Source organism: Lacrimispora brassicae (assembly GCF_054772055.1).
Map to the genome: position 1 here is coordinate 76,916 of NZ_BRYH01000020.1, position 11,836 is coordinate 88,751.

Sequence of the window (11,836 nt, forward strand, 5' to 3'; positions counted from 1 at the left end):
CATAAATGATCATAGCAAAGCTAAGCGCCATGCACCTGTTGATACGATCGTGAACATTTTTCCAATGAAAAATGGTATCAAGGGTTGACGAGGTGAAGGGTTATCGAATTTTCGGCGGATGCCCTTCCATGCCCCTCCGGGCGTGTATCTTACGTGAAATATGCGGGTAACTGCAAAACAAATGCGTTGGAACCGGAGATATAACAGAATGTGATGAAGCAAAAGCTGCCGTTTTTAAAAATTAAAGCCAGACAGCTTCCTTTTTGTTTGCCATTTTTAAGAACAAGTGCAGAAATAAAATGAATATGTAAGGAGATTAGAAAATTATGTGTGGAATTATTGGATATACAGGACCCTTAGATTCTAAGAAAATATTGATTGATGGATTATCCCAGTTGGAATACCGTGGTTACGACAGCGCAGGCATTGCCCTTTTTATGGAGAATTCCCATATCCGTCTGGTCAGACATATAGGAAAAGTATCCAATTTAAGGGAAGAATGCAAAAAGATCACAACAGTATCCCATTGCGGTCTGGGGCACACCAGATGGGCAACCCACGGAGGAGTGACGACCCAGAATACCCATCCCCACCAGGCAGGCCTGATCACACTGGTTCATAACGGCATTATAGAAAATCATCATCAGTTGACCCTGGATTTTCATCTGGAAGGGAAACTTCGCTCTGAAACCGACAGTGAGGTGGCTGCCTGGGTTTTGGAAAGCATTTATCAGGGAGACCCTGTGGAGGCTATTTCAAAGTTTGTCTCCTATTTAAAAGGTTCCTACAGCTTTTGCGTGATGTTTGAAGATCACCCTGGGGAGATCTATGCCATCCGCAACGTCAGCCCCCTGGTAGTGGCTTATACCCGGTCCGGTTCTTTTGTGGCCTCGGACTTAACTGCCCTTATCCCTTATACCAGGCAGTATTTTGTAGTTCCTGAAGATCATATTGTAAAGCTTACCTCCTATAAAGTCCATCTTTATAACCTTAAGCGGCAGGAAGAAGTTCCGGAGCTGATGGAGGTAAACTGGAACATGGATGCTGCCATGAAGAACGGATTTCCTCATTTTATGCTTAAGGAGATCCACGAGCAGCCGGAGGCCCTTAAAAACACCATATTGCCCCGTCTGGTAAAAGGACTTCCGGACTTTGGGGATGACGGCATTCCTGACTCTGTGTTAAAACAGTGCAGCCAGGTTCACATCGTAGCATGCGGGACCGCCATGCACGCGGGGATGGTGGCCAGGGCTCTTATGGAACCCTTACTGAGGATTCCCGTTACGGTTTCCATTGCTTCCGAATTCCGTTATGAGAATCCCCTCATTGATGACAAAACCCTGGTGATCATCATATCCCAGTCAGGGGAAACCATTGATACTCTGGCTGCTTTGCGGCTGGCAAAAGCTTTCGGCGCTTCTACTCTTTCTGTGGTCAATGTAAAAGGCTCTACCATAGCAAGGGAAAGCGACTATGTCCTTTATACCCATGCAGGCCCGGAAATTGCAGTTGCCAGCACCAAGGCATATTCTGTCCAACTGGCTGCCCTTTACATGGTATGCTGCCGGATGGCCTTTGTCCGGGGAAATTATGACCATGAAGAAGCCGAGGATTTCATAAAAAAACTTCTTGATGCCATACCGGCCATGGAAGCCATGATTGAAAAAAAGGATGAAGTAAAGGCTTTGGTAACCCATTTGATCAATAAACCGGACGCCTTTTTTATCGGACGGGGACTGGATTACGCGTTTTCCCTGGAGGGGGCCTTGAAATTAAAGGAGATTTCCTATATCCATGCGGAAGCCTATGCTGCAGGAGAATTGAAACACGGGACCATCGCTCTTATTACGGATCAGGTTCCTGTGATCGCCATCGCAACCCAGGAAAAGATTTTTTCAAAAACCATCTCCAATATCCGGGAAGTGAAGGCAAGAGGTGCATTTGTGATTTTGCTGACAAAGGAACGGGCAAAGGTTGAGCCTGGGATCGCTGATGCCCAGATCAATATCCCGGAAATCGGCGATAAGTTCACCGTATTTCCAATAGCGGTTGTACTGCAGCTCATTGCATATTATGCTTCTGTAGGAAAGGATCTGGATGTGGATCAGCCCAGGAACCTGGCTAAGTCTGTAACGGTTGAGTAATATCATAAGAAAAGAAAAAACATGAGGGGTGCGGCATTGGCCGTTTCTCCTCATGTTTTTTATGGACTTAAGCTTTTTAGCATCAATCTTTTAGAAATGGCAGAAAGGATTCTCCATTTTCCGGAGCATCTGTGTCAAAATAATCACAAACAGTTGCACCTATGTCAGACAGGGTTTTTCTCTTTCCCAGACTTCTTCCTGTAATTCCCTTCTTATAGACCAGAAGGGGGACACATTCCCTGGTATGCTTGCTGTGGCCGATATTGGGGTCATTTCCGTGATCGGCCATGATGACCAGAATGTCCTGGGAAGCCAGCTCCGGTAAAAGCCTGCTGATTCCCTGGTCTGCGATTTCCAGGATCCTTTTATAGGTCATAGTGGACTGGGAATGTCCGGCCAAATCAGTTTCCTGCACATTGGTACACAAAAAGCCATGGTGCAATGCTTTTGTTTTCCGAAGCGTAAGGTCCATCACTTCCTCAGTGGGTACGCAGGAAATGCTTTGCCCCCCATCATTGGCTACAATGTCCGCTACTTTTCCGATCAGGGTACAGTCAAAACCTGCTTTTGTGAGAATCGTGGGTGCCTGCACCTTCTGATCCACTCCGTAGCCCAAGTGTCTGCACTGGTAGCCCTGATCGTAGGATTTGGATTTTGCAGATGCAATACCGATGAAACGGCCCTGCTTTACTTCCTCTGCATTCCAAAGGTCTTCCATGGTATTTCCGGTTCCCCCAAACACAATCACCCGGCCTACGGTTACGACCTCCCGTACCTTTCTGGCGATGGCATATTCCTCTTCAAAGGAGATCACATCCAACGGAGCTGTTACGTTATAGCACATCCCTAAGTCCGCCTCCAGATTATCGGCTACGGTCACATAGTGGTCTACCAGTAAATAGCGCAGTCCCTGCCGTTCTATGAATTGTACCTGATGTCCGTTTGCCTCCAGATGTGCTTTTACTGCGTCTGCTTTTTCCTGAAAGGGATGGACCTCCGGTTCTTTAGGAAGTGTTCCCATAATTTCCTGATGACCCATAAATGTGTCAGCCCCAAAATGCTTAAGCTCACAGCTTCCAAAATTTGCTTCAGGCGAGAATTTCATAAGGGCACTTTCCTCACCATAGGCATTCATAAGCCCCAGCTTTTCCAGCGCCGGAAGCTTTAAATCAGGGTAGTCCCTTAAAATGCTTCTAAGGGTATTGGCCATTTCATCTCCTGGCCTGACAATGGGGGCATCTTCCATGGCTCCGATGCCGAATCCATCCAAAACAATGACAATAAATCTTTTTTTCATTTTTGCCTCCTAATGAATCAAGCAGATATGCGGGCACAGAGTAAAATTTTATGTTTCAATCATTTTCCCCGTGCTGTCATATATTCCAACGATTCGCGGCTTTTTCTTTTTCAACCCTTCCACCAGCACCACATCTGACCGGGTAACAAAGATCTGGTAACGGAATGCCATGACCACAGTATCTCCTACGATTCCTTCTTTTGTCAGACCAAAATGATAATCAATGCTTTCATTGGAAGGGGGAATAACGCCCATTTTTGTGAAATTATCAAAACCGGTTCCAACCAGGGCTGATTTTACGTGGGAGCGCCTGTAATAGCCGCCGCCGAAACAATAGGCCAGCCCTTTGAAATTATGGGATATTTCACTTACATAAGTGACGCATGGGACTTCCGCCAGCACATGGTCTGCATGCATTGGAGTGGTTCCGGTAAGGCCATGGCCCGGTTCGGCGCAGTTTCCTCCCAGCTCCCTGATCTTGCTTAAGGTGTAGGTACAGGATGCAGAAGGCGTATTGATAATGGATAAATCCAACCCCTGCTCCTTTAAAATCGCTGCCGCCCGTTTCACGGTTTCCATGTTTCCGGTAGGGACTAAGTCGCGGGAATCTTCTTCATATAGAAAACAGGGGAAAGAAGTGACACCTGCAATCCTTACACAGGGATACTGTGTTTTGATCCGCTCTGCCAGATCTTTTAATGTTTCAAGATGGAATCCTGCTGTCTGCCCCGAGTAGATTGTATCCAAATCCCCATAAACACGAAGAACGATTTCCTGCAAAAGACCCAGTTTTTTTGCTGCTTCATGAATCTGACGAATCTTTTCTTCAGAATATACTGTGATCATCTGAGGGCGGTATGCTACGATTTCCTCTATCTGGGCAGTAGGAATCTGTACCAGATGTCCTGCGTTTGCAATGGGGATCCGGTGCTCCATCATAACTTTTGCTTCCTTATAATCCACCACAACGGCCCCTTCATAGCCCAGCTCCACCAGCTTCTTTGCCAGATAGGGATTTCTTCCGGCCTGTTTCAGCATAAAAAACAGCCGGATTTCTTTTTCTTTTGCTTCTTTTAACATATAAGATGCATTTTCCAGAAAGGTATCCACGTCTATCACATAAGAATCCGGTTGGATCTGCCCTCTTTGATGAAGGTCAAAGGAGGCTTTGATCAGTTCCGGGTTTCGCTTTATGGTCTGCTCTAAAAACATTTATATCACTCTTTCTATTGATTCTTTAATAATGCGTAAAATGGTATCCGCCCCGGAACGCATGGGGTTGATCCGGATCATGCGGTTTTCCAGTGTGGGATCCGCATTCCGGAAGGTACCGGATATCCGGTAAAACATGGGAACCAGCTCATACTTTGATTCCGCACCCACCGGATTGGGCGCTGCCCCCAGTTTTTCGGCTTCCATAAGTACCTTTTCTGCAATGTTTTCATAAAACTCCACCAAAAGTACCTTTGACTGGGCATTGGCCAGAAATGCCTGTTTCACATGAGGTATTTCGCCTGCATTCAGCCGCTTTACACATTCTTCATTTACCTGGGCCTGGATGGCCAGGGCCACAGGCGCATAAACAAGGCCATGGAGCACATCCAGAGCTTCATGGCCCTGAACCTGCATGCCTCCGGAATAACTTTCCTTCACAAGCTTTTCAATATAGCATGTCTTCCCCACGATAACGCCTACGCCTTCCGGGCCCAGCAGCTTAAATGAGGAAAAACAGGAAAGGTCAGCTCCCCACTGAATACCGATCCTCCTCACTTTCATGGCAGCATAGTTGTCATCGGTCAATATGGGGATTTCCCTGCACTCTTTAATGGTTTTTACCACCTGGGATAAGTCGTAGCTGTCATCCGGCTTTTGCCTGGTGTATTGGATCAGAGCGCCCTTAATATCATTATTTTCCTTCATCACCCGGCGTATATCATCCGGATCATTGTAATCAGCCTCTATTGCCGGAATGTTCAGCATTTCCAAAGATGTGGCAGTGGTGTTGTAAACAGGCGCCTTGTGTACCAGGATCTTTTCGCCTGGCTTTAACATGCTGTGAAGTCCAAACCGTATGGCTCCGCTTCCAGCTCCTCTTACCAGAATACAGGCTTCTCCATCAAATAAATCTGCAATAACCTGCTCGGCTTTTTTTGTGGTTACCGGCTTATTAAGCCCCGGAACAACCCCTAAATCTCCCCGGTTTAAAATTTCACGGCCGCTGAATTCTTTTGTGATACAATCAATTACTTTAAATTGCAGCCTGGCAGCCTCCTCCACGGAGATGCTAGATAAGGGATAAGTCTGCATGTTCCCTTCCTCCTTACTTCAAAATCCGGTCCGGATTGTCAATCAGCAGCATATCAATTTCTTCCTCAGATAAACCATATTCCCGAAGCATGGGAAGAAAGGTTTCAAACAGATAAGCATAACCCAGACCTCCCCATTTTTTCAAATGGGATTTCCTGGTAATATCCATAGATAATACCACCTGTCCCAGATACCCTTCATTTGAGATCCGTTTTAAGGTTTCTGCACGGAACGGGTCAGGACAGTAATTATTTTTTCCCACAGTATCAAATCCAATGTTAACACCTTCCTTCAGAACCGAAAGAATGTAATCCGGATCAAGGGAAAGGTCTAAATGGCCGATGATGATTTTTTCCGGCTTTATCCCGGCTTTTTTTAAATATTGTGCCTGTTCCAGAGCCAGGGTTCCCAGGGTGGTATGGGTGGTGACCACAGCACCGGTACGTACCGCCGCAAGAGCCATGGAATGAAACACCTTTTTTTCCATATCCGTCATGATGCCTTTGCTGGTTCCGAACTCTCCTATGACCTTTGCTTTGATGCCGGAAGCCTCTATTCCTTCCGTCACTTCCTTTTCCACCAGTTCTGCCAGTTCCTTTTCAGACATGGAATACACAAAATCCGGAAGAAACGGCTCTTTGTAAAAACCGGTGGCCTGGAAAATTTGGATTCCGGTAGCTTTCTCCATACGGCTCACGTATTCCGGATTCCTTCCCATACCCATGTTGGTCACATCCAGAATACGCCTGACACCAAGTTGATACAGGCCGCGAAGCTCTTCTTTTGTTTCTTCAAAGCAGTCCAGCCGGCAATCCTGATCTTTTTTGACTCCTGATAAGTCTATAGTAATGTGTTCATGCATCATGGTATAACCTTTTTCCATATTTTGCCTCCCAATGAATCAAGGGGATATGATTGCATATCCAGTTGACGCCCGGTGAAGCGGGGCGCGCTGTTCATAAACTTAAGGTTGAAAGAAAAACGTCTTTCAACCTTTCCTCTTTCTTTTTTCCTGTCAGGAAATTTTATCCCAGGGTGTACAAAAGCTGCACCCCGCTTTTTCTTTCTCTAGAAATACATATCAAAATTCATGAAGTACCGCTGGATCAGCCGTGATCTTTCCCGGGTCAGTGATCTGGCCTTTCGGAACATGGCCTTAATGGCATCTTTTTGACTTTCGCAGATAAGGACGGTACAGCATCCCAGTTCACTGGCTGGAACGGTCAGTGCAGATTTTCCGCACATGTTGACCACCCGCATCAGTCCTTTTCCCGAATGAGCCTGGCACTGTTCTGTTTCCTTATCAAAATGACCGTAAATGCTGTCTCCCATGGCATTCACATCCACAGGCCCTTCCCTTGAAATCAGGATGGTGCCCGGACTTAAGATCCCGTTTAAGTATTGTATCAATGGTCCCCGGCTTCCATAAATATCCGGCTGGCTTCCATTGGGAACCTCTTTCCATTCCCAGCCGGCCTCCCAATCCATGGATTCCTCTGTCATGGTTATTCCAAGCAAGGGGGTTAAAATCTGTTCCAGGGTTTTAAGATCCCTGGTAATGGCCCCAAGGCTGGGAGAAAACAGGATTCCATCCGTGGAAGCCTTTGAATGCTGCCTCATATGATCCTGCTCTATTAAAGGAGAGATGAATCCATAAAGATTGAGGGCAGCGGCAGGTGCCAGGACACTGCCGCCCCCGTCTGTTCCGATTCCCGCATCATTGATCCCATAAAATACATTGAGAGCCGTACCGCTGCTGGAGCCGGTCATCCATTTTCCGGTAATGGGATTGATAAGCTGTAAATCCACGGCTCTTCCGCCCAACGCCATCTTGTCGGCGGTATGAGGCAGAAAGCCATTTTCTTTCAGGCGTTCTTTTAGTATTTCGGGAATGACCGGAGTATCCTTGATTCCGGTATACCAGGCAAACCCATGTTCCTGAAGGGTTGGGGCAACCAGGTCAATGACCCGGGGATCTACTTTGTTTACGGTGCAGTAAGGATTTTTAAGTGCTAAAAAAGTTTTTTTTGCATAATTTTCGATTCGTTCCATAACAGCTCCCGGATTATTTTGGTATCGGGACTGCAATGAGGCCGATTATGAGAAGAAGATTCATCAATACTCCAAAAACGATACATGCTACGGGCCCCACAGCCAGGTCAACAATGGGTTTTTTCGCTTTCTTATTTAAAAGAAAGGCTCCGATTACAAACAGTGCTCCGATTCCGGTGTATCCGGAAGAGGAAGCTGCCATTTTCTCTGCAGCAACAATACCGCCTGCCAGTAATGAAATTTCCAGAACCTTGTTCATGGATGTTCTCACATACTCTCCCATATCCTTGACTCCTGGGAATTTATCCATGTATTTTGCAAAAATGTTAATAAGGAAAATCTCAGCTACCATGACTGCAAATCCCAGCACAAAAGCGAGGAGGGGATTTCCATGGAGGAACAGTCCGACTACAAATACAAAGGTGCAGCCTGCCGCACCGTACACACCTGTAACAATGGCTGTAGTAAATACCAGGGGTATGAAACCAATGGCTCTTGCCAGTGCGGTCAAGCCTGCGTTGCTGTATTCCTGGCTGGCCAAAAGGGCCAGGGAAGCAGGATCACCGGCAATAATAGAAAGGCTGGTTCCGGCTGCAATCAGACCGCCCATAGCGGCAAGTAACAGCCAGTTTTTACGGATGCGTAAAATATTACCCTCAAAGCCTTGAGTCAGTCCCTCATTGGTATGTTCCGTTCCTTTCTGCTGTGCAGCATAAAGAATCATCATAATCATACCAGCCAGCATTGCCATTCCTTCTGCATTTAAAGAAACCTTGCCTGCACCAACAGAAAAAGTACCGAATTTTTTCACAAGAAAATATACCAGTACGGTTACGGCTGCGGCTGTCATGCCCTTTTTAAAACCGTGCTGATAAGCAATGCCCACTGCCGGGAACACAGCAAATGCAACCGTTATATAACCGGAAACGCTTCCTAAGTCACTGGTAAAGTTATATGGCATATAGCTGAACAGTTTTACAACAAACTCCAGACCGGCCAGAATCGCCAAACCATAGACGGCTCCGATGACAGCGGAAAGGATCATTCCGTTCCTGCTGTTATTACAGAAAGAACCGATTATATCCGTAGTAAGCAGCAGACAATGGATCAATATAATGCTTGCTGCGATGGATGTGGGGATGCCAAAACCAATGACCAGGCCAAAACTTATGGCAAAGCTCATGGCTGCCAGTTCTTTCCGGCTGATCTCTCCATTAAAATACTGCCCCACAATTGGCCGGAAACCGTCATTAAATACTGCGATTCCCTGATTGGATAAAACGGAAGCCAGTGCTCCGATTAATGCAATAACTAAGTAGTTCATACCTGTTAAGCCCCCTCTTTCTCAATGATTGCCTGAAGCAGGACCGGAAGGACCTCTTCTTTGTGCTGTGCCGTAAACCCGAATGCTTTTTTGCCCTTATGAACCTCTTCCCTGATAAAATCCCCGCTTTTTATATTTCCTGGCATGGAAATCGTAGAACATAGCCCGGAACCCAGCATGGCCATAGCCATAGCCAGCGCTCCGCCGCCTCCGGTATTACAGGCACCCACATAATAATCATACTTCCCGTTTTTTACGCCCAATGCTGCATCTAAATCCCCCTTGATCTCAATCTCTGCCCTGTCATTCATCTCCAGGGCCACCAGCCTGGCAATTTCTTCCTTGTCAATCTGACCACCAACCACAATCTTCATTGCTGCTATCCTCCTTTTTATCTTTGTATCATTTCTTAATAAAGGCCATTTAGCCCTGATACCCCATTATGAGAGCAGATTGCATAGATGAACGGTCAGGAAATCCCGCTCCACTTCCGGAAACTGGATATCTGTTTCCTTTAGCAGTTCATCTTTTAACGCCTCTGCTCTTTGAAAAACCGGTTCTTTTTTAATTCCATCTAAAAGCGTGTGATCCAAAGGATGTTCCACCACCCCGTCTAAAACCCTTTGCCCTGCCATGGCCAGATGGGTGATGAACATTGCCGCTTTATCCTCTTCTGTGTCAGGCTTTTCTTCCAGGATCCGTTCCACCGCTTTTCTGGAATAATCCGCCACTTTTTTGCAAATCACATGATTTTCCTCCAGAATATCCAGACGCTGGTTTAAAATATCTTTTAATTCCATTGGATTTCCTCCTCCTCAACTCAATATACATTATTTTGTACTTTGATTTAAAAAGATACCCATTAAAAATAGGGCTCTCTTTTCTTCTCTCTTACCTCCCGGATGATATCCACTGCCTTTGGTACACTGACATACTTTTTCAGCAGAGTTTTCAGATACTCATCCTCTTTTCTGATAACCATAACCGCTGTTGAAAACAGATTGTTATAATCAGAATCATCTAAAAATGCTACTTTCAATTGTTCGTGTTTGTGCTCCTGGATATCATCATAGTTCCATACTCCGGCATCAATGATACCATCCATCAAGGCATTGACAGTCTGCTGGGCCCGGATGGGGACCAGGGTAACCTTTTTGCCGTGGATAATATTTCTGGTAATGCAGCTCTGGTCAATGGAGCTGCTGTCATATGCGATCCTCATGCCATCCTGAATGCTGTCATATCCGGGATCTGATAAAAGAAGCACGTGCCTGGAAAGGAAGCTGCCAGGACCAAAGTTTATTGCCGCCTCAATCTGCTTTCCTTCTTTTATGGATTGTTCCGCCGCATACTGGGAACAGACCGCAAAATGATAAGTTCCTGATTCCACCAGTTCAATACGGCCCACTGCGCCTCTGGCGTAAGCCATATTAAAGTTAAGGGGTGCGAACTGAATATACATGGCCGTGGCGAATCCCTCATAAGTCACGGAATAGGGAAGGGGCATAATTCCAAGAATTTCTCTGCGCATACAGTTTTCCTGCAGCTTTTTGTAATCAATCTCTTTGATGCAGGTTCCCTGATGCCCATGATTTTCCAGTGTCACGGCATTGCACTCCTTTAAACAGGCAAATGCGTTCTGAATGGTTCCCCTGGATACTCCGAACTTATCCTGGTACTCTGAGATTGGCAGAATCCGGTCTCCTGCATTCCTGGACATTAGATCCAGTGCCAACAGATTTTTTACCAAGCCTATTTTCTGATATAGGTTTCCGGCCTCTAAACTTTTGTTTTTCATGAAATCACTCGCTTTTACCAATTTACATTATTTTGTATATTCAAACAGTATCACATAACATGTGCAATGTCAACAATATTTTTTTGAATATTGTTATTTTCTGTACAGGAAGTACAAAGACCCAGGCAAAAGACGGACATTTCTTTTATCTCACAGAAATGTCCGTCTTTTCACGATGGGATGAAAATAATATGGTTTTTTAAAGAAAATTCATTTACTGGCGGTTTGCCTTATTCCACTCCATCTTTGCATCTACAAAATTACGGATCAGTTTTACCGTACCATCCACACCTATGGAGCTTCGGTTAATACAAAGATCGTAGCTTCTTACATCTCCCCATTTTTTATTGGAATAGTAATTATAGTAGCTGGAACGCTTTTTATCCGTTTTAACCATAATATCCTTTGCTTTGGGATCATCCACATGATAAAGTTCCTTTAAGGACTTGATCTTGTCTTCTTCATCGGCTGTAATGAACACGGAGACAAGGTTGGGGTAATCTTCCAGCGCATAATCAGCACATCTTCCCACGATCACACAGGACTCTTCATCTGCCAACTGTTTGATGGTATCAAACTGTGCTAAAAAAATCTTATGGTTAATGGGCATATCCATGTAACCAGAGGTGGTAAATCCCATGGAATATGTATCCATTACCAGGGAATACAGAAAACTGTTGGTTGGTTTTTCATCGTGGGTCTGGAATAATTCTTCGCATAACCCGCTTTTTTTTGCTGCAAGTGCCAAAAGCTCCTTGTCATAGCACTTAATACCCAGTTCTTCTGCCAGTTTCTGTCCGATGATCTTTCCAGAACTTCCGCATTGTCTCCCAATCGCAATTACTAAATTTCCACTCATATAGACAGCTCCTTCCAGTGATCTTATAACTACATTATACTTCAAAAATTCTGAA

Annotated in this window: 11 protein-coding genes; 1 reads left to right on the forward strand and 10 read right to left on the reverse strand. The window is 45.4% G+C overall.

Features of this window, described 5'->3' with window-relative positions:
* Positions 1-326 precede the first annotated feature (326 nt).
* A complete protein-coding gene (glmS, locus tag ACYVD3_RS09555; RefSeq protein ID WP_460642276.1) occupies positions 327-2,144 on the forward strand; it encodes a glutamine--fructose-6-phosphate transaminase (isomerizing) in 1,818 nt (605 codons plus the stop codon).
* An 82-nt stretch (positions 2,145-2,226) separates the two neighbouring features.
* Here glmS and ACYVD3_RS09560 read toward each other — a convergent pair whose 3' ends face one another.
* From ACYVD3_RS09560 to ACYVD3_RS09605, 10 genes are all read right to left on the reverse strand, one after another.
* Positions 2,227-3,441, reverse strand: coding sequence for a phosphopentomutase (locus tag ACYVD3_RS09560; RefSeq protein WP_460642277.1), 1,215 nt, complete (start codon positions 3,439-3,441; stop codon positions 2,227-2,229).
* 48 nt (positions 3,442-3,489) lie between these two features.
* A complete protein-coding gene (locus ACYVD3_RS09565) occupies positions 3,490-4,653 on the reverse strand; it encodes a YhfX family PLP-dependent enzyme (RefSeq protein WP_460642278.1) in 1,164 nt (387 codons plus the stop codon).
* A complete protein-coding gene (locus ACYVD3_RS09570) occupies positions 4,654-5,748 on the reverse strand; it encodes an aminotransferase class V-fold PLP-dependent enzyme (protein ID WP_460642279.1) in 1,095 nt (364 codons plus the stop codon).
* Positions 5,749-5,761: 13 nt separating this feature from the next.
* Complete coding sequence (locus ACYVD3_RS09575; RefSeq protein WP_460642280.1) at positions 5,762-6,631, reverse strand: phosphotriesterase family protein; 870 nt, start codon at positions 6,629-6,631, stop codon at positions 5,762-5,764.
* A 185-nt stretch (positions 6,632-6,816) separates the two neighbouring features.
* On the reverse strand, positions 6,817-7,800 hold the full coding sequence (locus tag ACYVD3_RS09580; protein ID WP_460642281.1) for an amidase family protein: 984 nt from the start codon (positions 7,798-7,800) through the stop codon (positions 6,817-6,819).
* 13 nt (positions 7,801-7,813) lie between these two features.
* Positions 7,814-9,124 (reverse strand): YhfT family protein, encoded by a 1,311-nt coding sequence (locus ACYVD3_RS09585; protein ID WP_460642282.1) that lies wholly within the window; start codon positions 9,122-9,124, stop codon positions 7,814-7,816.
* A 5-nt stretch (positions 9,125-9,129) separates the two neighbouring features.
* Entirely contained in the window at positions 9,130-9,498 is a 369-nt protein-coding gene (locus ACYVD3_RS09590) for a DUF2620 domain-containing protein (RefSeq protein ID WP_460642283.1), read from the reverse strand.
* 66 nt (positions 9,499-9,564) lie between these two features.
* Positions 9,565-9,924: a PRD domain-containing protein gene (locus ACYVD3_RS09595; protein WP_460642284.1), complete on the reverse strand. Its 360-nt coding sequence runs from the start codon at positions 9,922-9,924 to the stop codon at positions 9,565-9,567.
* 62 nt (positions 9,925-9,986) lie between these two features.
* Positions 9,987-10,922, reverse strand: a complete 936-nt coding sequence (yhfZ, locus tag ACYVD3_RS09600) for a GntR family transcriptional regulator YhfZ (protein WP_460642285.1) — start codon at positions 10,920-10,922, stop codon at positions 9,987-9,989.
* A 214-nt stretch (positions 10,923-11,136) separates the two neighbouring features.
* On the reverse strand, positions 11,137-11,781 hold the full coding sequence (locus tag ACYVD3_RS09605) for a cytidylate kinase-like family protein (RefSeq protein WP_460642286.1): 645 nt from the start codon (positions 11,779-11,781) through the stop codon (positions 11,137-11,139).
* Between the last annotated feature and the right edge of the window lie 55 nt (positions 11,782-11,836).